At 50.4% G+C, this 20,439-nt stretch carries 18 protein-coding genes and 2 pseudogenes; 14 read left to right on the forward strand and 6 right to left on the reverse strand.

Features of this window, described 5'->3' with window-relative positions:
* Positions 1-2: 2 nt before the first annotated feature.
* The 9 genes and pseudogenes from hisB to N8M53_RS08830 all read left to right on the forward strand — a co-directional run bounded on the left by hisB (position 3) and on the right by N8M53_RS08830 (position 6,194).
* On the forward strand, positions 3-1,070 hold the full coding sequence (hisB, locus tag N8M53_RS08790) for a bifunctional histidinol-phosphatase/imidazoleglycerol-phosphate dehydratase HisB (RefSeq protein ID WP_420066581.1): 1,068 nt from the start codon (positions 3-5) through the stop codon (positions 1,068-1,070).
* Positions 1,070-1,669, forward strand: a complete 600-nt coding sequence (gene hisH, locus N8M53_RS08795; protein ID WP_269578502.1) for an imidazole glycerol phosphate synthase subunit HisH — start codon at positions 1,070-1,072, stop codon at positions 1,667-1,669. The genes hisB and hisH overlap by 1 nt, the downstream gene beginning before the upstream one ends.
* A 6-nt stretch (positions 1,670-1,675) precedes the next feature.
* Positions 1,676-2,413 carry a 1-(5-phosphoribosyl)-5-[(5-phosphoribosylamino)methylideneamino]imidazole-4-carboxamide isomerase gene (gene hisA / locus N8M53_RS08800; protein ID WP_269578503.1) on the forward strand — a complete coding sequence of 246 codons (738 nt, stop codon included), beginning with the start codon at positions 1,676-1,678 and terminating at the stop codon, positions 2,411-2,413.
* Positions 2,395-3,168, forward strand: a complete 774-nt coding sequence (hisF, locus tag N8M53_RS08805) for an imidazole glycerol phosphate synthase subunit HisF (protein ID WP_269578504.1) — start codon at positions 2,395-2,397, stop codon at positions 3,166-3,168. Before hisA ends, hisF begins: the two co-directional genes overlap by 19 nt.
* Positions 3,165-3,788, forward strand: coding sequence for a bifunctional phosphoribosyl-AMP cyclohydrolase/phosphoribosyl-ATP diphosphatase HisIE (hisIE, locus tag N8M53_RS08810; protein WP_269578505.1), 624 nt, complete (start codon positions 3,165-3,167; stop codon positions 3,786-3,788). Before hisF ends, hisIE begins: the two co-directional genes overlap by 4 nt.
* Before the next feature lie 164 nt (positions 3,789-3,952).
* Positions 3,953-4,255: pseudogene (locus N8M53_RS08815) on the forward strand (IS5/IS1182 family transposase); the annotation flags it as partial.
* A gap of 678 nt (positions 4,256-4,933) precedes the next feature.
* Entirely contained in the window at positions 4,934-5,134 is a 201-nt protein-coding gene (locus N8M53_RS08820; protein WP_269578506.1) for a hypothetical protein, read from the forward strand.
* Between the two features lie 289 nt (positions 5,135-5,423).
* Complete coding sequence (locus N8M53_RS08825) at positions 5,424-5,738, forward strand: HigA family addiction module antitoxin (RefSeq protein ID WP_269580019.1); 315 nt, start codon at positions 5,424-5,426, stop codon at positions 5,736-5,738.
* A 141-nt stretch (positions 5,739-5,879) separates the two neighbouring features.
* On the forward strand, positions 5,880-6,194 hold the full coding sequence (locus N8M53_RS08830) for an SAF domain-containing protein (protein ID WP_269578507.1): 315 nt from the start codon (positions 5,880-5,882) through the stop codon (positions 6,192-6,194).
* 81 nt (positions 6,195-6,275) lie between these two features.
* Here the strand turns inward: N8M53_RS08830 and icd are convergent, their stop codons facing one another.
* Positions 6,276-7,526 (reverse strand): NADP-dependent isocitrate dehydrogenase, encoded by a 1,251-nt coding sequence (icd, locus tag N8M53_RS08835; protein WP_269578508.1) that lies wholly within the window; start codon positions 7,524-7,526, stop codon positions 6,276-6,278.
* Positions 7,527-7,665: 139 nt separating this feature from the next.
* Here icd and N8M53_RS08840 point away from each other — a divergent pair.
* The 5 genes and pseudogenes from N8M53_RS08840 to N8M53_RS08860 all read left to right on the forward strand — a co-directional run.
* A pseudogene (locus tag N8M53_RS08840) lies at positions 7,666-8,304 on the forward strand (pseudouridine synthase); the annotation flags it as partial.
* 460 nt (positions 8,305-8,764) lie between these two features.
* Positions 8,765-9,874 (forward strand): tRNA 2-thiouridine(34) synthase MnmA, encoded by a 1,110-nt coding sequence (mnmA, locus tag N8M53_RS08845; protein ID WP_069361249.1) that lies wholly within the window; start codon positions 8,765-8,767, stop codon positions 9,872-9,874.
* 13 nt (positions 9,875-9,887) lie between these two features.
* On the forward strand, positions 9,888-10,532 hold the full coding sequence (gene hflD, locus N8M53_RS08850; protein ID WP_269578509.1) for a high frequency lysogenization protein HflD: 645 nt from the start codon (positions 9,888-9,890) through the stop codon (positions 10,530-10,532).
* A gap of 25 nt (positions 10,533-10,557) precedes the next feature.
* Positions 10,558-11,925, forward strand: coding sequence for an adenylosuccinate lyase (purB, locus tag N8M53_RS08855; protein ID WP_269578510.1), 1,368 nt, complete (start codon positions 10,558-10,560; stop codon positions 11,923-11,925).
* 111 nt (positions 11,926-12,036) lie between these two features.
* Entirely contained in the window at positions 12,037-13,185 is a 1,149-nt protein-coding gene (locus tag N8M53_RS08860; protein ID WP_269578511.1) for a cupin domain-containing protein, read from the forward strand.
* Between the two features lie 16 nt (positions 13,186-13,201).
* On the opposite strand, the gene N8M53_RS08865 is transcribed toward N8M53_RS08860, so the two are convergent.
* From N8M53_RS08865 to N8M53_RS08885, 5 genes are all read right to left on the reverse strand, one after another.
* Positions 13,202-15,313: a methyl-accepting chemotaxis protein gene (locus tag N8M53_RS08865; RefSeq protein WP_269578512.1), complete on the reverse strand. Its 2,112-nt coding sequence runs from the start codon at positions 15,311-15,313 to the stop codon at positions 13,202-13,204.
* 146 nt (positions 15,314-15,459) lie between these two features.
* Positions 15,460-16,371, reverse strand: coding sequence for an oligopeptide ABC transporter permease OppC (gene oppC / locus N8M53_RS08870; RefSeq protein ID WP_046075323.1), 912 nt, complete (start codon positions 16,369-16,371; stop codon positions 15,460-15,462).
* A gap of 10 nt (positions 16,372-16,381) precedes the next feature.
* A complete protein-coding gene (oppB, locus tag N8M53_RS08875) occupies positions 16,382-17,302 on the reverse strand; it encodes an oligopeptide ABC transporter permease OppB (RefSeq protein WP_046075322.1) in 921 nt (306 codons plus the stop codon).
* 117 nt (positions 17,303-17,419) lie between these two features.
* Positions 17,420-19,096: an ABC transporter substrate-binding protein gene (locus N8M53_RS08880; RefSeq protein WP_046075321.1), complete on the reverse strand. Its 1,677-nt coding sequence runs from the start codon at positions 19,094-19,096 to the stop codon at positions 17,420-17,422.
* Between the two features lie 682 nt (positions 19,097-19,778).
* Positions 19,779-19,952, reverse strand: coding sequence for a hypothetical protein (locus N8M53_RS08885; RefSeq protein ID WP_269578513.1), 174 nt, complete (start codon positions 19,950-19,952; stop codon positions 19,779-19,781).
* Positions 19,953-20,439 lie beyond the last annotated feature (487 nt).

The raw sequence follows: 20,439 nt of genomic DNA on the forward strand, positions 1-20,439 counted from the left end.
CTGTGAAAGACAAGATTTTATTTATTGACCGTGATGGCACCTTAATTGTGGAGCCGCCTGAAGACTATCAAGTGGATCGTCTGGATAAATTGGCCTTTGAGCCGGACGTGATCCCTGCACTACTCAGCCTGCAAGCGGCGGGTTACACCTTGGTGATGGTGAGCAATCAAGATGGTCTGGGAACCGAGAGCTTCCCGCAAGCGGACTTTGATGCGCCACACAACATGATGATGGCCCTGTTTCGCTCACAAGGGATCGATTTTGAAGACGTCCTGATTTGCCCGCACTTTGATAGCGATGACTGTAGCTGTCGCAAACCCAAACTAGGCTTGGTGAAAGACTATCTACAGCAAGGCCGAATTGATTTCGCCCAATCGGCGGTGATTGGCGATCGCGACACCGATATCACCTTAGCGAACAATATGGCGCTACAAGGCATCAAATATCAACGTGACGTGATGGGCTGGCCACAGATTGTCGAGCGTCTCACCCAGCAGCCGCGACTGGCCAGTGTCACTCGCACCACCAAAGAAACCGATATTCAGGTGGATGTTAACCTGGATAAGAGTGGCGGTAGTCGCATTGAAACCGGACTGGGCTTTTTTGACCACATGTTGGATCAAATCGCCACCCACGGCGGCTTTCAGCTCAACGTTCGCGTTAAAGGCGATTTGCACATCGACGACCACCACACCATTGAAGATACCGCCCTCGCGTTGGGCGACGCACTCAAACGGGCGCTGGGAGATAAACGCGGTATTGGCCGCTTTGGGTTTAGCCTGCCGATGGATGAATGCTTGGCGCAATGTGCATTGGATTTGTCCGGACGTCCCTATTTGAAATTTGAGGCCAGCTTCCCACAGCCACAAGTGGGCGATATGTCGACCGAAATGGTGGGACACTTCTTCCGCTCATTGACCGACACCTTGGCCTGTACTCTGCACCTGACGGTGTCGGGCGAAAACACCCACCACTTGGTGGAAAGCTTATTTAAAGCCTTTGGCCGCACCTTGCGTCAAGCCATCAAGGTCGAAGGCGACGCCCTGCCAAGCAGTAAAGGAGTGCTGTAATGCGCAAACAGACTGTCATTATCGATACCGGCTGCGCCAATGTGGCCTCAGTGCGCTTTGCTGTCGAGCGTCTCGGCTATCAAGCGACACTAAGCCGCGATCCGGACGTGGTGCTAGGGGCAGATAAACTCTTTTTGCCCGGCGTCGGCACGGCCAGCGAGGCGATGAAAAACCTCACCGAGCGCGGCTTGGTAGATTTGGTTAAGCAAGTCGAGCAACCGCTGCTGGGAATATGTCTTGGTATGCAAATGTTGGGGACGCACTCCGATGAAGGCGATAGCCCCGTTGAGTGCCTCGGCCACATCCCCGCGCCCACCAAACTGATGGATACCGCAGGGCAGCCTCTGCCTCACATGGGTTGGAACCGAGTCGCCACCGCCAATGACCATCCCTTATTCGATGGCATTCCCGCAGGCAGCCACTTTTACTTTGTCCACAGTTACGCGATGCCGGTCGGTGATTACACCTTGGCACAATGTCATTATGGCCATGCGTTCAGTGCGGCCATTAATCAAGGCAACTACTTCGGGGTTCAGTTTCACCCCGAGCGTTCGGGCAAAGTAGGCGCGCGTTTGATTCAGAATTTTTTGGAGATGTAAGCAAGGATGATTATACCAGCACTCGACTTGATAGACGGCCAAGTGGTGCGCCTTTATCAAGGAGATTATCAGCAAAAAACCGACTACAGTTTTGACCCGCGTGAGCAGTTTGCACGTTACCATCAAGCGGGCGCGGATTGGCTGCACCTCGTGGATTTAACCGGTGCCAAAGATCCGACTGCGCGTCAGGTCGATTTAATCACCGAGATTTTGCAATCAACGCCTGCCAATATCCAAATCGGCGGTGGCGTGCGCACCGAAATGGACGTGATTGAGCTGCTAAACACCGGTGCGCAGCGCGTAGTGATCGGCTCCACCGCGGTTAAATCCCCCGATTTGGTTAAAGGCTGGATGCAAACCTACGGCCCTGACCGCATTGTATTGGCACTCGACATTCACATCGACAGCGAGGGGACGCGACGCGTGGCGGTGTCGGGCTGGCAACAAGACTCCGGCGTCACCATTGAAGCGCTCCTCGATGATTATTTGTCCGTCGGGCTCAAGCATGTGCTGTGCACTGATATCTCCCGCGATGGCACCTTGCAAGGCAGCAATGTGGCGCTCTATCGCGACTTGTGTCAGCGCTATCCGAGCATTGCGTTTCAATCATCAGGCGGCATTGGCAGTCTCGAAGACATTCGCGCCTTACGCAACACTGGCGTCGCAGGCGTGATCGTCGGCCGCGCCCTACTGGAAGGCAACTTTAGCGCAGAGGAGGCGATCGCATGCTGGCAAAACGGATAATTCCTTGTTTGGACGTCCGCGACGGACAAGTGGTCAAAGGCGTGCAATTTCGCAATCACGAAATCATCGGCGATATCGTCCCGCTCGCCAAACGCTACGCCGAAGAAGGTGCTGACGAGTTGGTGTTTTATGACATCACCGCCTCCAGTGACAGCCGGGTGGTCGATAAAAGCTGGGTCAGTCGCGTCGCGGAAGTCATTGATATCCCCTTTTGCGTCGCCGGTGGAATTAAATCCGAAGCCGATGCTCAGCAAATCTTGGAATTCGGCGCGGATAAGATATCGATTAATTCACCCGCCTTGGCCGACCCAAGTTTGATCACGCGGCTGGCCAATAAGTTTGGCGTGCAGTGCGTGGTGGTCGGGATTGATTCTTTCTTCGATGAAGCGACCGGGCACTATCAGGTCTATCAATTTACCGGCGATGAAAGCCGCACTCAGGCTACGCCTTGGCAAACCGCTGCGTGGGTTGAGGAAGTCCAACAGCGAGGCGCGGGCGAAATCGTACTCAATATGATGAACCGAGATGGCGTGCGCCAAGGCTATGACTTAACCCAACTCAACATGGTGAGAGAGTGCTGTCAGGTGCCTCTGATTGCCTCCGGCGGTGCCGGTGAAATGTCGCATTTCGCCGACGCCTTTTTACAAGCGAATGTCGATGGCGCGCTGGCCGCTTCGGTGTTTCACAAACAAATCCTCGCGATAAGCGAATTAAAACAAGCATTAAAACAACAAGGGATCGAGGTAAGAGTATGACGGCAGCATGGGAAGAACGTATCGATTGGGAGAAAAACGCCGGCTTGGTGCCTGCGATTATCCAACACAGCGATAGCGGCCAAGTGTTGATGCTGGGCTACATGAATGCCGATGCACTGAACGCGACGCTCGAAACCGGTCGCGTCACCTTTTGGTCGCGCAGCAAGTCGCGTCTTTGGGTAAAAGGCGAAAGCTCCGGCCATGTGTTGAGCCTTGAGCACATTGCACTCGATTGCGATCAAGACACCTTATTGGTCACGGCGACGCCTCACGGGCCCACCTGTCACCTCGGCACGACCACCTGCTTTGACAGTGACAATAAACCACCACACACCGGCCCCGGCTTTTTATCGAGCCTAGAGCAAGTACTTGCCAGCCGCAAAGACGCCGCGCCTGATGACTCTTACACCGCAAGCTTATTTGCCAAAGGCACCAAGCGTATCGCGCAAAAAGTGGGGGAAGAAGGCGTCGAAGTCGCCCTCGCTGCCACGGCAGGCGATAAGGCCGAGCTATTAAACGAAAGCGCCGACTTGCTTTATCACCTGTTGGTATTACTGCAAGACCAAGAGCTTAGCCTCCATCAAGTGACCGAAGTCCTCGCCTCTCGCCATCAAGGCTAACGGCCACGCCACGCACGTTAGCGTAAACAAGGCCCCTTCAAAGCGCCGTCCACATGCGGCGCTTTTTAAGTTGTACTCGGTCGCTTAAAACGGCGCTGTTTCCTAAATGATTAAACTTGTCACTCCCGCAGTGATCAGACCATCAGAGCGTCAAGGTAGATCATAGAAGAAAAGGCATTAAACCGACCATTCCACCGCGCAGCAATGCGGGCTACTGGGAGGACGGCCGGCCTCGCAATGCAGCTGTCAAATCCTTGAAACCCGGTGACTGGGAAGACGGGAAACAAGAAGCGGGTTATCACCAACGCTCTCTGTCGGAAACAGGGATAACTCGATACGAAAAGTTACTCATCCCTCAGCTGACACTACGTAATTACGATGCACAAGTTGGCGAAGCATTGGCCAACATGAAAGTGATGAACAAAGTCAATCAACTCGATATGCCTGTTAGTTGCCAAGTTGACTGATGGGAATAACCTTATTTTTATCAGCGCTTTAGGTGACTAATTTGAACAACAACGCCTCGTCAAACCGATCTTTTGGGTCAAAAAACGCTCGCGATCTAGCCCAGTCATGGCTTAAATGCTGACATTTAAGGAAAATGTTATATAACATTTTTAGCTCGCAGCATTATGTAAATCACATGTCTATTTATTCAATATTCAGGTGTTCTTAGTCGAAAAATTTTGGTTTGTCAATGTTCGAGATTGTTGATTAATGTAATGTACTAAACATAGAGAAATATAAATTTATACAAAACAATCAACTTGTTACCAGGAGCTATAGAAATAAAACTATAAAGGAAGGCTATTCTACGAGGAAAAGGAAAACCCTCTTACTATTATTAGCTTTTGTAACATCTTATTCTGCTAACGCTGAAAATGATGATTTACTTTGGCCTGCCACTAACTTTAGTAGTTATGTTTTTAGTGACTTCAACTCCAGCTCCGGCAACAGTCAGCGCGGACTGGCAGTTGGGGGAAGTCTCGGAATAGGTGGATATTCTATTGGTACTGGCTTGCCCCCAGACTATGGGCTTTGTTCTCTCAGTGTCTATTTCTGGATTGATAGAAGCAGTTAACCAGTTATTCAACTTAATCTTTAAGGCGAATTTTTATTTATCTTCTTATAAACCAAGGTGAATAATGGAAATATTATTTTTTATTGCTTTTGCGTTGTCGCTGCTAAATGTAATATATGCTTTTGTAACAAAAGAAATATTTTTTGCTGGTGGCTGGATTAGTTATCATGAAAATAAATCGCATTTTTTTGCTGGATTGGTGGCATTTATCATGTTTATCTTCTTCTATGGTGGTTTTTATTTTTTTATTTTCCCATCCGTGTAATCGATAGAAGTTTGGGTTTGTAAATAATTCTAGATTATTTATTTTTTTAATTCGATTAAACTAAATTAATAAACTAGCATCTGATCGGATACACTCATCAATCGTCGTAGACTTAAGTCTAAACTAGGGCGAGAACGTTTTTTAACCAAAAAGATCAGTTTGACATCTCCTCTGGCTGTGATCATATAGGGCGATTCTAAAATAGTTCGGGGTAGATACCGTGGATATCGCTATATTTAGATAGACGAACGTAGGCACGATTGCGACGACCACTAATGAGGTAACAGTGATGACGATTTTCAACACTGCTGGCATGCAACGCCAACCGACGCATCCTGGAGCCATCTTGCGCGAAGACTTTCTGTCCGAATTCGGCTTGAGTGTAGAACAATTGGCTGATGCTTTGGGCGTCTCTCGTCAATCGATGATTGCCGTATTGGATGAGCGTAAAGCCGTGAGCCCGGAGCTGGCGCTTCGTCTCGCTCGTCTGTTTGGTAACTCGCCTGAGTTTTGGCTCAATGCGCAAAGGGCCGTTGATCTTTGGGAGGCGTCGCAATCAATTAAACACGAGGTAGAAAAAATAAAACCGCTTGATGTCGCTTAATCGCGCGTCATGGCCGTAGCAGATCGCCAAATCCTGCTCAGATCAGTTAAACTGCCTGTATTCCCGACAGTTAGTGACAAGGCGTCCTATGTTTAACGGTAAATCCATTCTGATCACCGGCGGTACTGGTTCTTTCGAAGCTTGTCTGGATTATCCGCTTTCTCGCTTACGCCACCTGCACTCAGTGCGCTTTGTGAGCAAACCCACGCGGCGTGGCAAGCGTTAGGAGAAAGCGCCCTAACTATACGAGAGGCCGAGTCGAGCAACCGTCAATTTAGGCGCTCTTTGTATGTCTGTGAGGATATTGCGCCCGGTGAGCCACTGACGCCCGATAATGTGCGCAGTATTCGACCTGGCTTTGGGTTGGCACCGAAACACTATGATGCCGTACTCGGAAAGCGCGCAACACGCGCGTTAACCAAAGGCACCGCGTTGTCGTGGGAAGATATAGACTAATGGTCTGCGTGGATTCCCAGAGACCATGAACAAAAAACCCGGCTCACTCGCCGGGTTTCGTTTCTCACTGAGAGTCAGTGATTACATCTGCTTGACCATCTCGTCAGCAAACTCAGAACACTTACGCAGGCTCGCGCCTTCCATCAAACGTTCAAAGTCATAGGTAACTGTCTTGTTAGCGATGGTTTTTTCCATTGACTTGATCACCAAGTCAGCCGCTTCAAACCAGCCCATATGGCGCAGCATCATTTCTGCAGACAGAATAAGTGAACCTGGGTTCACCTTGTCTTGACCGGCGTATTTCGGCGCCGTGCCGTGGGTAGCTTCAAACAGCGCCACACCGTCACCAATGTTGGCACCTGGGGCGATACCAATACCACCAACCTGAGCGGCAAGCGCATCAGAAACATAATCACCGTTCAAGTTCATGGTGGCAATCACATCATATTCCGCTGGACGCAGCAAGATTTGCTGCAAGAACGCATCCGCGATGGAGTCTTTGATGGTGATCTGTTTGCCAGTTTTTGGATTCTTCATCGTCATCCAAGGACCGCCGTCCAACAACTCGGCACCAAATTCTTCTTTGGCTACTTCATACGCCCAGTCTTTAAACGCCCCTTCGGTAAACTTCATGATGTTACCTTTGTGGACGATAGTCAGTGAGTCGCGATCGTTATCGATGGTGTACTCGATAGCGGCGCGAACCAGGCGCTTGGTGCCTTCTTCTGAGATTGGCTTAATGCCTACACCACACTGCTCAGGGAAACGGATTTTGTTGGCACCCATTTCTTCACGCAGGAACTTAATCACTTTATCCGCTTCGGCGGTGCCTGCTTTAAACTCAACACCCGCGTAGATGTCTTCTGAGTTTTCGCGGAAGATCACCATGTCAGTGTCTTCTGGCTTTTTCAGTGGGCTAGGAACGCCAGTGAAGTAACGTACCGGACGCGCACAGATATAGAGGTCGAGCTCTTGACGAAGCGCCACGTTCAATGAGCGAATACCACCGCCAACTGGGGTCGTCAATGGGCCTTTGATCGCCACTTTATATTCGCGGATAAAGTCGAGGGTTTCAGCTGGCAGCCACTGATCATCACCGTATACCTTGGTAGACTTCTCACCGGTGTAGATTTCCATCCATGAAATCTTACGATCACCGTTATAGGCTTTAGCAACAGCTGCATCAACAACTTTGATCATTGCAGGGCTAACATCCATCCCGATGCCATCCCCTTCAATGTAAGGGATCACAGGGTGGTTAGGGACTACCAGTTTTGTGCCGTCGAGTGTGATCTTCTGACCTTCCGCCGGTACAACTACTTTACTTTCCATTTTAATCTCCTAGCGTCCATTTGTTATCTTTGTGTAAGATGCGAGTCGAGGATACTCGAATTCATACAACACGCCAAACAGATTATTACGTGTATAATACGGAAGTCTCATTTGCCGTTTAATCTATTTGACAGCCCTCATGCCATATAAAGCCCGCCCCCAGCCAGCGTCAAAGGCTGTTTCAAACACCCAAGCTCCATCGGCCAAAGGTGGGAAGGCCCCCCGAGCGGCCGCCCTCGCCACCAAAGTGATACTTGTTAACAAACCTTATAACATGTTGACCCAGTTTAGTGGCGAACCTGGCGACAGTACATTGGCCGACATTGTATCGGTGAAAGACGTGTACCCAGCCGGTCGACTCGACAAGGACAGCGAGGGGTTACTGGTGCTCACCAATAACGGCGCCTTGCAAGCGAGACTCACCCAGCCTTCATCCAAGTCGCCCAAAACCTATTGGGTACAAGTCGAAGGCGAGCCTAGCGATGACGCGATTCAAGCGCTCTGTGACGGTGTCGAACTGAAAGATGGTCTCACGCTGCCCGCCGATGTCACCAGAATGGCTCCGCCCACCGTCTGGGAACGCCATCCTCCGGTGCGCTATCGCGCTAACATTCCCACGACCTGGCTAAAGGTAGTGCTACAAGAAGGGCGAAACCGGCAAGTACGCCGCATGACCGCGCATATCGGCCACCCGACGCTCCGCTTGATTCGCGCTCAGCTGGGCTCGTGGCAACTGGATGATTTGCAACCGGGCCAGTGGCGTGAGGTCGCTCCCCCGAAAGGCTTTGAGCAGTTCACCCCTAAACCCAAAGGCGCAAAAGGGAAAGCACCGCGTGGGCGCACTCGCTCGTCCAAGCGCGCACCGTCGAAGAAACGCAATGAGTACTAGGAATTCCTGAACACACCATCGAACGATTTGCGCACACAGACCCTCCGCGCCAAGGATGGCGCGGCGGAGCCCCCAGGGATGGGTATACGGCGTGTCTGCGTGCGGGAATCGATCGATAAACCTAAGGTGTTCACAAGTCTTTGCGCGGTATCCAATCCCAAGTATTAACCCTCATTGCGATTAATAGTATTAACATATGCCGCATCGGTCACAGGCCACGTATTCATCTAGCCACCCATCTACTCACTTTGGATAACGGCTAACATGTGAGCCCTATCACATCTGTATCCGGCGATTTGATTCTGTTAAACTCAGCGTCCGTTTATTGATAGCAGCATTTGTGATCACCATGTCAGATAACAGCAGCAAAAAAGTGATTGTCGGAATGTCCGGCGGTGTTGATTCCTCCGTTTCTGCCTACTTGTTGAAACAACAGGGTTATCAGGTAGAAGGCCTGTTTATGAAAAACTGGGAAGAGGATGACAACGAGGAGTATTGCTCTGCTGCAGAAGACTTGGCCGATGCGCAAGATGTGTGTGACAAACTTGGCATCGAGCTCCACACCATTAACTTTGCCGCTGAGTACTGGGATAATGTCTTCGAGCATTTTTTAACCGAATACAAAGCAGGTCGCACGCCCAACCCTGATATTCTTTGCAACAAAGAAATCAAATTTAAGGCGTTTCTCGAGTTTGCCGACGAAGTGCTGGATGCCGATTATATTGCCATGGGACATTATGTCCGTCGCACCTTCCCTGAAAACGGCGAAAAAGCGCAAATGCTGCGCGGCTTGGACAACAATAAAGATCAAAGCTATTTCTTGTACACGCTTAGCCATGATCAGGTGGCACGCAGCCTGTTCCCTGTGGGCGATTTAGAAAAACCACAGGTACGCCAAATTGCGGAAGAGCAAGGTTTGGTGACGGCGAAGAAGAAAGATTCAACCGGCATTTGCTTTATCGGCGAGCGTAAGTTCACCGACTTTTTGTCGCAGTATTTACCTGCGCAGCCCGGCCCTATTGAAACCACTGAAGGCGACGTGATTGGTGAACACCAAGGTTTGATGTACCACACTTTGGGTCAGCGCAAAGGCTTAGGGATTGGTGGCCTCAAGGGCGGCAATGGCAGCGAAGCCCCTTGGTATGTGGTCGATAAAGATGTCGCGCGCAATGTGTTACTCGTCGGTCAAGGCCATGATCATCCTCGGCTCTATTCGGAAGGGCTAATCGCAGCGCAATTACACTGGGTCGATCGCGAGATTGTGACCGAGACCCGCCGTTGCACGGTAAAAACCCGATACCGTCAACACGATATATCGTGTACTATCACGCCCGTTGATGATGATACAGTGAAAGTTATCTTCGACGAGCCGCAAATTGCGGTAACGCCGGGGCAATCCGCTGTCTTTTACGATGGCGATGTGTGCCTAGGCGGTGGCATTATCGAGCAACGTATTTAAGGAGCCGTGATCAGTGGCAGAGACGATTTATGATCGCACCCTGGCTTTTGCCAGCATTTGTCAGGCAGCAAAATTGGTGCAAGACGTATCTCGCAACGGGTATTGTGACCAAGACGCATTAAATACGAGCCTGAGCAGCATTATCATCACCAACCCCTCTTCTACCCTGGATGTGTTTCGCGGAGAGGTGGGGAATGTCACCGGTGGCGGTGAGTCAGGCCTTCATCTTGGCCTAGAAACCCTCATTAGCCAACTCGATAACAGCCGCAATGGTAGCGAAACTATGCGCTACCTGATTAATTTGCTGGCGCTGGAGCGCAAACTGTCCAGCCGCCGTGATGCCATGGCACAACTGGGCGATCGCATCGAAACGATTGAGCGTCAAGTGAGCCATTTTGATTTGCTTGATGAGCAAATGATCAGCAATCTCGCCAGCATTTATCTCGATGTTATCAGCCCACTCGGACCGCGCATTCAAGTGTCTGGTGACCCACAACATTTACAGCAAACTGGCGTGCAACATCGCGTGCGTGCCATCTTGCTTTCCGGTATCCGCAGTGCTGTCCTATGGCGTCAAGTAGGCGGCAAGCGCCGGCACCTTATCTTTGGTCGCAAACAAATGGTTGAGCAGGCCAAACTCATTCTAGCCCGAAGCTAATCAGATTGAACTCAGGAGATAAAAAATGGAACTGTCAGCGCTGACTGCTGTTTCACCGGTCGATGGCCGATACGGTACGAAAACGATTGCGTTGCGATCGATTTTTAGTGAATTTGGATTGCTTAAATACCGCACCATCGTGGAAATCCGTTGGCTGCAAAAACTAGCAGCCACAGACAGCATTGCTGAAGTGCCCGTTTTTAGCGATGAGGCCAACGCCCAACTCGACCGCATTGCTGCTGAGTTTGATGAGCAAGATGCCGCGCGTATCAAAGAGATTGAGCGCACCACCAATCATGATGTCAAAGCGGTTGAGTATTTTCTAAAAGAAAAGATTGCCGACAACGCTGAACTCAACGCGGTCAGTGAATTTATTCATTTTGCCTGCACCTCAGAAGACATTAATAACCTCTCGCATGCATTGATGCTCAAAGAGGCACGCGATACGGTTATCTTGCCAGAAATGCAACGTTTGGCGGACGCTGTTCAAGATCTGTCTCAGCAGTTCCGCGACGTCCCCATGCTTTCACGCACCCACGGCCAGCCTGCGTCTCCATCGACCATGGGTAAAGAAATGGCAAACGTGGCGTACCGCATGACACGTCAGATCAAGCAGGTTAAAAGCAGTGAGATCCTGGGTAAAATCAACGGCGCAGTGGGCAACTACAACGCGCACTTGTCCGCTTACCCAGAGATCGATTGGCATGCCTACAGTGAAGCGTTTGTAACCTCATTAGGTATCGACTGGAATCCGTACACCACTCAAATCGAGCCGCATGACTATATTGCCGAGCTATTTGACGCGGTCGCACGTTTTAACACCATTTTGATCGACTTTGATCGTGATATCTGGGGCTATATCGCACTGGGTCACTTTAAGCAAAAAACCATCGCCGGTGAAATTGGCTCATCTACCATGCCGCACAAAGTTAACCCGATTGATTTTGAAAACTCGGAAGGTAACCTCGGCCTAGCCAATGCCATTTTCTCTCATCTCGGGCAAAAGTTGCCGATTTCTCGCTGGCAGCGTGACCTGACTGATTCCACCGTATTACGTAACCTCGGTGTGGGTGTGGGCTACACCATGATTGCTTATGCGTCGACTCTGAAAGGGATCAGCAAGCTGGAAGTCAACCAAGCCGCACTCGAAGCGGAATTGGATCAGAACTGGGAAGTCCTTGCCGAGCCTATTCAAACCGTGATGCGCCGTTATGGGATAGAAAAGCCCTACGAGAAGCTCAAAGAGCTAACACGTGGCAAACGGGTTGATGGCGAAGGGATGCGTACCTTTGTTGATAGCCTTGATCTGCCTGAGCACGAGAAAGCACGCCTCAAGCAAATGACACCCGCCAATTATATTGGTGATGCGGTCAAGCTTACGGACAAACTGTAAGCAAAGCGCTTCCAATGCTCGCGGCCTCCATATTGGGGGCCGTTTTTTATCCCGCTCGCACCGCCCCGCTGGTCACGTTATACTGCCGCAAATTTCGTAAACTAAGTCGTTATGTATCAATTTCAGTTCTCGCTCGCCGAATTTATGGCCACACATTGGCATCAAAGCCCCACCGTTCTCCGTCAGGGATTAGCCGATTTTGACGATCCAATTGAGCCTGAAGAGGTCGCAGGACTCGCGATGGAAGAGGATATTGACTCACGCCTGGTGACCCAAGCCAATGGCAAGTGGCAAGTCGCGAACGGTCCTTTCGAGCACTTCGACGACTTCCCAGAGACACATGCGCAACTGGTGGTACAAGCCGCTAACCATTGGCACCCAGGCGTACGTGAACTGGCTGATGCATTTACCTCGCTACCGCAGTGGCTATTTGACGATGTCATGGTGTGTTATTCCCAGCCTCAGGGCGGCGTCGGGCCACACATTGACCAGTATGATGTGTTTATCGTGCAAGGCCAAGGCCGCCGCCGTTGGCGCGTTGGGCCAAAAGGTGATTACCAAGAAGCCAACTTAGAAACCGGGCTCAAGCAGATCACCGGCTTTGATGCCATTATCGATGTGGTGCTAGAGCCAGGCGATATTCTTTATATCCCACCAGGCTTTCCACACGAAGGCGATACCCTAGAGCCCTCGCTCAGCTACTCAATTGGCTATCGTTCACCTAAAGCCCGCGAGCTACTGAGCAGTTATGCAGACCAAGTGATTGTCGACGAAGCTGGCGATAATCATTTCCATTGGCCTGCCATGTCAGCCCAACCAGACGCGCCTGCGGCATTGGATCCACAACATCTCGCCCAGATGGACGAAATGATGATGGCATTAATGCACGACGAGACCCGTAAAAAGCGCTGGATTGGCGAATTTCTCTCTCAGGCTCGACACGAGCTCGATTTGCTTAGCCCCGATCCTCAGTGGCAACCAGACAGTCTCAAAGCCGCGATGCAGGATGGACTTTGCTTAGAAAAACTCAGTGGTTTGCGTGCGTTCTATCACGCCGATCAGCCAGACATGATTTTTATGCTGGGTGAGAGCTTTGACTTACCCGCAGGGTGTGAGTCGCTTACCCCAGCGTTATGTAACCAGCGCTTTATTGATTGGGACATCCTCGGCGATGCCGCTGACAATAGCCTGTTTTGGCCTATGCTGACGCTGTGGGTAAACCGCGGCTACTGGTACCCCCTAGAGGAAGCGCCAGAATAACCGCGGATCACCAAAGTTAGACTTTAAACTGGGCCGTTAGCGCACGCTGGCGGCCAGCCAGCGCTTCCAATTGGCTGGCAATACTCGCCGCCGATTCGGCATGCGACAAGAGTTCATCACTGCGCTCACGAATATGGGTCACATTTTGCGTCACATCGCCTGATACCGCACTTTGTTGTTCCGCCGCCGCGCTAATTTCGCTGTTAAGCCCCATCATATCGTGCATCGCAGTACGGATTTGGTCCAGGCTAGCCACCGTCTCTTGTACCTTTTCTGCGGTATCATCCGCTAACTGGTTCCCATCATGAATCGCGGCTACCACTGATTGCGCGCCCGCTTGCAACGAATCAATCACGGTACGGATCTGGGTGATTGACTGATTCGTGCGCTGTGACAGTTCACGTACCTCGTCAGCGACCACCGCAAACCCGCGCCCTTGCTCGCCGGCTCGCGCCGCTTCTATCGCCGCATTTAACGCAAGCAGATTAGTTTGTTCAGACATGGCATCAATCACGGTTAAGATCTCAGTAATGTCCTGACTGCTCTTTTGCAGAGCTTGTGCATCCTCGGTGGCACCATTAAGCGTCTCGACTAAGCGCGTCATGGCTTGCGATGAACCAGTGACGATTTTTTCACCGTTCTCTGTGGCCGTGTTGACCGCGGTAGCGGCAGTCAGCGCCGACTCGGTATGACTGGCAACCTGTGAGGCGGTTTGCGTCATCTCTTCTGAGGCTGTCGCCACTGCATCCAAGCTTGATACTTGCTCACGGCTACCATCTCGGGTTTGCGCGGCCACACGCGCGGCTTCTTTTGCAGTATGCTCTGCTTCTTCAACGCTATTAATCACATTCGCCATGATAGGCTGCAACTTATCGAGGAAGCGGTTAAAGCGCCCTGCCAGAACCCCGATTTCATCGCGATTTTTAAGCTGGATGCGTTGAGTAAGATCGCCATCACCGTCGGCAATCTCTGCCAATCGTTCAGCGAGTAGTTTCAAGGGTTTTACGATTTGACGCGCCGCTAATCCGGCGATCACCAAAGCAAGCAGGGTTGCCACAACCCCTAAGCTACGCTCTGTCCACGCGGCTTGACTGCGCTGCGCGGTGATTTGTTGGCTTAATTGGTTTGCCTCAGAGAGTAAGACATCTTCCGGCAAGGTGATCAGGGCTCCCCACGTGGTGCCAGGCAAAGCAATCGGCACATAGGTCATCAATTGACCTTTTTGCCACTCGGTCTGTGGTTGACCTTCGGTTAGCCATCCAACCATGTTGTCGGGCGCCGACGGTAAATCATTAACCGTCCCTCCCGTTGCTTGCGATTTATCCGACACCACTAAACGGCCACCTTGGCTCAGTACACTGACATTCCCGGCACCGTCAAATAGGGCTTTATCTGCCTCTGCGATCACTGACTGTAATCCGCCAAGACCAATATCAATGCCCAGTACCCCAAGCACTTGTCCGTCGCGCATTAGCGGTGAAGAAATGGTGACGCTAAGACTGCTGCCCGCTTGTTTGGGCGCAGACACACATGCCGCACCTTGGCTCAATGGGCACTGGTACCAATGATTCGCTGCTTGCCCACTGCCATTATTATTGTCGTTGTTAATTTGCTTCTCACTGAGCACACTGCCTTGCAGCTCGCCATCCCGTTTTTGCCAGCGGCTGGCAAAACGCCCTGTGGCATTGGCACCCCGTTCTGTATCGAGCTGATAAAAATCATCTTCTTGGTCGAGCGCATTGGGCTTAAACACCACGAACGCAGCTTGGACCGAATCAAAGTTCTCCACGGAGCGCCGCACTAGCTCATTGATTGAACCGCGAAGTTCACCACTGTCGGTAAAGTTTTGCTCAGCGTTATACTGTAGGTACACCACACTTTGCGCCAGCATTTGCGCGCGGTACACCGCTTCATCTAAAGAACGCTGAACATGGGTCGCTTGAACGTGGGCTTGACTGGTCGCAAGACGTTGAGCAGCACTGCGCAGCGTTTGAGTGCTCGCTTGACCGACCGTTTGCTGAAACTGGTTATTTACGTAAGTCGAGAAGGTTAATAAGGTTACCGCGGTCACAGCAACGCACAAACTGGCCACGAGGGTGACCTTCCATTGAATTGAGAGGGATCGCATGACAGCTCCTTTGTCACTCTATCGACAGCCACCATTGCTATCGATTCTCATCCTTGAAACACGCATTTAACAGTAACAAAAAAGCGCAGGAAATAAACCTGCGCTTTTCATATTATTGCGTTTTTTACGATGGCAAAAAACGTCGCTTATCTGTCTTTTGGATCCAAGGCATCACGAAGCCCATCGCCGACATAGTTAAAACAGAACAATGTCATCACCATAAAGGCGGCAGGGAACAGCAGCTGCCAAATCGCAATTTCCATCGTTTGCGAGCCTTCTTGTAGTAAGGCACCCCAACTGGTCATTGGCTCTTGCACACCTAACCCCAAGAAACTCAAGAAAGATTCAAACAAGATCATGTTCGGCACCAATAAAGTCGAGTAAACCGCAACAATCCCGAGTACGTTTGGCACGATATGGCGAGTAATGATATGGCGCGTGCTCACCCCTGAAACGTGCGCCGCTTCGACAAACTCTTTACTCCGTAAGCTCAGTGTTTGACCGCGCACAATACGTGCCATATCTAGCCACGCAATACAGCCAATGGCCACGAAGATCAGCACGATATTACGGCCAAAGAAGGTGACCAGTACAATCACAAAGAACATGAACGGAATCGATTGGAGGATTTCCACCAAGCGCATCATCACCGCATCGGTGCGGCCGCCAATAAAGCCTGATGTGGCACCATATAAGGTACCAATCAAGACGGCGACAAAGGCACCCATGACGCCTACCATGATCGATATACGCCCGCCCATCATGGTGCGAGTAAAGAGATCTCGGCCTAACGCATCGGTACCAAACCAATGTCCGTCTACGCCCAATGAAGGCGCCGCATGAATGGCATACCAATCGGTCGCGTCATACGCGTAGGCACTGATATACGGCCCAAGGATCACGCTCAAACCAATCAATACCAGAATCACCAAGCTCGCCATTGCAGCACGGTTACGTTTAAAACGAATCGCCGCATCCTGCCAAAGGCTACGCCCCTTGACATCGACTTCTTCAGCAAAGTTTTCGAGGGCGTCAATGTTTTCTTTTTTCGTCAGCATCATGTCACCCCTAGTAACGAATCTTAGGATCGATATACGCCAGCAGGATATCGACGATCGCGTTGAAAAGAATGGTCAGCGTACCGATCAAAATGGTACAGCCAAGCACTAATGAATAATCACGGTTAAACGCGGCGTTCACAAACAGCTTCCCGATACCCGGCAAACCGAAAATGGTTTCGATCACCACCGACCCCGTAATAATGCCCACAAACGCGGGTCCCATGTAGGACACAACCGGTAGCATCGCAGGCTTGAGCGCATGTTTAACAATAATTTTAGGGTAACTGAGCCCTTTGGCACGCGCGGTGCGAATAAAGTTACTGTTTAGGGTTTCGATCATGCTGCCGCGGGTCACACGCGCAAATGTGGCCACATACAGTAAGGACATACCGATCATTGGCAATACCATGAATTGCCAACCACCGCCTTGCCAGCCACCGGCGGGGAACCAACCAAGGTTAATGGCGAAGATATAAATCAGCACGGGGGCTAATACAAAGGATGGCATCACCACCCCTAACATCGCCGTAGACATGATGGTGTAGTCAATCCAGGTGTTTTGTTTGAGCGCAGCAATGGTGCCAATCGTGACCCCAAAAATCAGCGTGAAGATAAACGCCAACGCACCGATTTGTGCCGATACAGGAAATGCGTCAGCAATCAGCTCATTCACCGTAAAATCAATGTATTTAAACGATGGACCAAAATCCCCTTGTAGGATATTGCCCAAGTAGGTGGTGTATTGCTCAAATACAGGCTTATCCAGACCGTATTTGGCATTGATGTTTTCCATTACGGCAGGGGGCAATGGACGTTCGCTTGAAAAGGGGTTGCCTGGCGCAAACCGCATCAAGAAAAAAGAGATAGTAATTAAGACCAACAACGTTGGAATAGCTTCCAAAAGGCGCTTGGCGATAAATTTCAACATAACTGTACCGTTTCGTTTTGAGCCTCACAGCGTCCGCTACCTAGGCGATACCTACATAGCGACAACCAGCCAAGGGAGCCGCATGGAGCGGCTCCCTTATCAGCTGTGAATCAGGCGTTACTCGGCCTTGATATAAAGATCTTTTGAGTAGATCTTCTCTTCGGCGTTATTGGCAGGGAAGCCACCGACTTGTGGACTAAGCAGACGCGCTTTTACATACTGGTAAATCGGCGCGATCGGCATGTCTTTTGCCATCTGGGCTTCCGCATCCAAGTACAGTTGTGTGCGCTTGTCATCGTCTGTGGTGGTCATGGCGTTTTCCATGATCGCATCATAAGCTTGGCTATCATAATGCACACCACCTGATGAGTTAGAGCTGCGCATCAAGCTGAGGAAGGTAGACGCTTCATTGTAGTCACCACACCAACCGGCGCGCGCGACATCAAAATTACCTTCATCTTTGGTGCTCAGGTAGGTTTTCCACTCTTGGTTATTAAGTGCAACATCAACACCCAGCTTGTCTTTCCACATTTGACCGATTGCGACGGCCAGCTTTTTGTGGTTTTCGCTGGTGTTATAAAGCAGTGAGAAGTCGAGCGGATTGTCTTCACCGAACCCAGCTTCTTTGAGCAGACGCTTGGCCTCTGCATCACGCTCTTCTTGTGTCATCTTGGCGTACGCTGGCAGCTCAGGATCAAACCCAGCGGTAATTTCAGGCGTCAAGAAGTACGCGGGCTTTTGCCCTTGGCCCAGTAGCGCATCGGTAATCACGTTACGGTCAATCGCGTAAGACAAGGCTTTACGCACACGGACATCATCAAAAGGTTCACGCTTGGTATTAAAGATGTAGTAGTAGCTACACAGGTTACCCACGATAGATAAATCTTCTGGATGCTCGTTTTTCAAGCGACGGAAATGCTCGTTCGGGATCTCATACGTCATGTCAATTTCGCCGGCCAAGTAGCGATTCATTTCCGCCACTTGGTTTTCAATCGGCAAATAGGTCACTTTATCGAGTGTGGTGTTTTCATTATCCCAATACTGGTCGTTACGGGTTAACTCAATGCGCTCATTAATCACCCAGTTATCCACGACATACGCACCATTACCCACGAAGTTCTCAGGTTTAGTCCATTGGTCACCATGTTTTTCCACCGTTTCTTTATGTACCGGCTTCATGGTGGTGTGGCCCATCATCTTCACGAGGTAAGGTACCGCGGTATCTAACGTCACCTGAAGGGTGTGATCGTCTAGCGCTTCAACGCCCAATGTGTCTTTATCTTTGTCACCCTTAATAATGGCTTTGGCATTCTCCATGTGGGTGTAGCCAAGGTACCAAGAGTAAGGTGAAGCCGTCATTGGATCAGCCACGCGCTTGAAGCTGTACTCAAAATCTTGCGCGGTAACAGGATCACCGTTCGACCATTTGGCGTCTTCTCGAAGGTAAAACGTAAACACCTTGTTGTCTTCGTTTTCCCAGCGTAAAGCGACGCCTGGAATGACATTACCGTCTGCATCCTGGTTGACCAAGCCTTCTAGTAGGTCACGAATAACATGCGACTCAGGCACGCCTTGAGTTTTATGCGGATCCAACGACGCCACTTCGGCACCGTTACCACGCACGAGCTCTTGCTCTGCCGCCAGTTGCGGCTCGCCTGTCGCGGACTCGGCTTGTTGTTTGGTTTCAGGGTTAGATTGAGAGGTCTGTTTTTGCTCTGGTTCGCTGCATCCTGCTAGAGCCAGAGAAAGGCCAGCGCCCATAAAGAGGGTTCGGGTGATCGTGTTTAGCTTCATCGTGTAACTCCATAACAATCGCTATTGCATCCATGACAATCGACGCTACGTGACGGGATAATCCGTTTTGCACAATCTAAAAAGCTGTGCTACGCCTCGCTGCGCGACTAGAGGCAAAACATTATCAAGCAACGCTGTGTTTTGCCATAAATCTGAAGTATTTTGCCACAGAATGAGATTAAAAACTCATCTTTCACTACCTGAGAACCCAAGAATGGAATTTCAAGCTGGTAAGATGAGGTCACATTAGCGCTTTATTCACCACTAGAAACAAAAAACGGAACAAATTGCTATTTATACTGAATCTGGGGACATCGGCACTAATGCTTAACTAGCTTGTCGTCTAAAAAAAACACAAGCCTCTTTGTACCTTTGCAATCTCAGTGACTTTGACTGCTAATATGCGCCAAATGTTACTTAATTGTAAAGCCGATACTAAACGTTATTTGTCGAAAAAACTCAACAGAAACACATGCACGTGATGTCAGACAGCTATCACGGTCACAAAATCTGACTTGAATAAGCGGTAATGATGCCTGCCAGAGGCAGCGCTCATCCCGAATAGGAGCGAGGGTCAAGCGCGGATAATGTAGAACGGAGGGAGAAGGCAGAAATGGCGGCTTCAGTAGGCTTGAGCGGTGATAATGTCGCAACAAAGCCAGCTTCGCGAGCTGGCTTTGTCCTATAAACCACTATTTTTTAGCATCGTCGGGACTAAAAACGGGGCCACTATCAGGTGAGCGATCATTCGCCTGATCGTGCAGGGCACGGTTGTCCTCGCGTGCTTTTCCATCTCTGGCATGACCTCATTGAGCATTTCTTTGATTTTCTTGTTGCTATAGCGCTTGTGTTTCATTGTGTCCTCCTGAATCCTTCAGTCATTGGCACAGTCTCTCACACAACGATCGCCTAAGGTGGGTGGCTGTTGCGTCAGTACAAACCGCTTGTGCAATTTTCAACCTACACCCTCAGCACCAATAAAGCAAAAAATTGCCGACAAGGCTCGCCGGACATCTTCGCCCCCACTACATCTCGGCTTCTCAACCCAGAGCCATAGCGGATATCGGCCCGATCTTGCCTTAGTTTAATAACATTTGCTGATAATAAGCGGCTGTTTAGACGAAATACCAATATTGACGCTTTTTTAAGCAAACGATGTTGTTATTCGACGCTATATCCCCCATCATTATGTTGTTGATGAGATGTTCCCGATCATTAACATGATTTTTCTTCCGACAAGAGAGTAAAAAGCAAGACTATGAGACCACAAAGCTCAACCTCGCGCCCTTTATGCGCACGCGTTCGCCATGGTTACAACCCAAATAAAGGAAAAAAACCACAGG

Source organism: Salinivibrio kushneri (assembly GCF_027286325.1).
Classification (GTDB): domain Bacteria; phylum Pseudomonadota; class Gammaproteobacteria; order Enterobacterales; family Vibrionaceae; genus Salinivibrio; species Salinivibrio kushneri_A.

What these genes read in the sequence shown, in the direction of transcription:
- N8M53_RS08885 (WP_269578513.1), bottom strand. Translation starts at nt 19,952, where the DNA reads ATGAAACACAAGCGCTATAGCAACAAGAAAATCAAAGAAATGCTCAAT.
- N8M53_RS08825 (WP_269580019.1), top strand. Translation starts at nt 5,424, where the DNA reads ATGACGATTTTCAACACTGCTGGCATGCAACGCCAACCGACGCATCCT.
- N8M53_RS08880 (WP_046075321.1), bottom strand. Translation starts at nt 19,096, where the DNA reads ATGAAGCTAAACACGATCACCCGAACCCTCTTTATGGGCGCTGGCCTT.
- hisF (WP_269578504.1), top strand. Translation starts at nt 2,395, where the DNA reads ATGCTGGCAAAACGGATAATTCCTTGTTTGGACGTCCGCGACGGACAA.
- hisIE (WP_269578505.1), top strand. Translation starts at nt 3,165, where the DNA reads ATGACGGCAGCATGGGAAGAACGTATCGATTGGGAGAAAAACGCCGGC.
- N8M53_RS08860 (WP_269578511.1), top strand. Translation starts at nt 12,037, where the DNA reads ATGTATCAATTTCAGTTCTCGCTCGCCGAATTTATGGCCACACATTGG.
- oppC (WP_046075323.1), bottom strand. Translation starts at nt 16,371, where the DNA reads ATGCTGACGAAAAAAGAAAACATTGACGCCCTCGAAAACTTTGCTGAA.
- oppB (WP_046075322.1), bottom strand. Translation starts at nt 17,302, where the DNA reads ATGTTGAAATTTATCGCCAAGCGCCTTTTGGAAGCTATTCCAACGTTG.
- hisH (WP_269578502.1), top strand. Translation starts at nt 1,070, where the DNA reads ATGCGCAAACAGACTGTCATTATCGATACCGGCTGCGCCAATGTGGCC.
- hisA (WP_269578503.1), top strand. Translation starts at nt 1,676, where the DNA reads ATGATTATACCAGCACTCGACTTGATAGACGGCCAAGTGGTGCGCCTT.
- N8M53_RS08820 (WP_269578506.1), top strand. Translation starts at nt 4,934, where the DNA reads ATGGAAATATTATTTTTTATTGCTTTTGCGTTGTCGCTGCTAAATGTA.
- N8M53_RS08865 (WP_269578512.1), bottom strand. Translation starts at nt 15,313, where the DNA reads ATGCGATCCCTCTCAATTCAATGGAAGGTCACCCTCGTGGCCAGTTTG.
- purB (WP_269578510.1), top strand. Translation starts at nt 10,558, where the DNA reads ATGGAACTGTCAGCGCTGACTGCTGTTTCACCGGTCGATGGCCGATAC.
- mnmA (WP_069361249.1), top strand. Translation starts at nt 8,765, where the DNA reads ATGTCAGATAACAGCAGCAAAAAAGTGATTGTCGGAATGTCCGGCGGT.
- icd (WP_269578508.1), bottom strand. Translation starts at nt 7,526, where the DNA reads ATGGAAAGTAAAGTAGTTGTACCGGCGGAAGGTCAGAAGATCACACTC.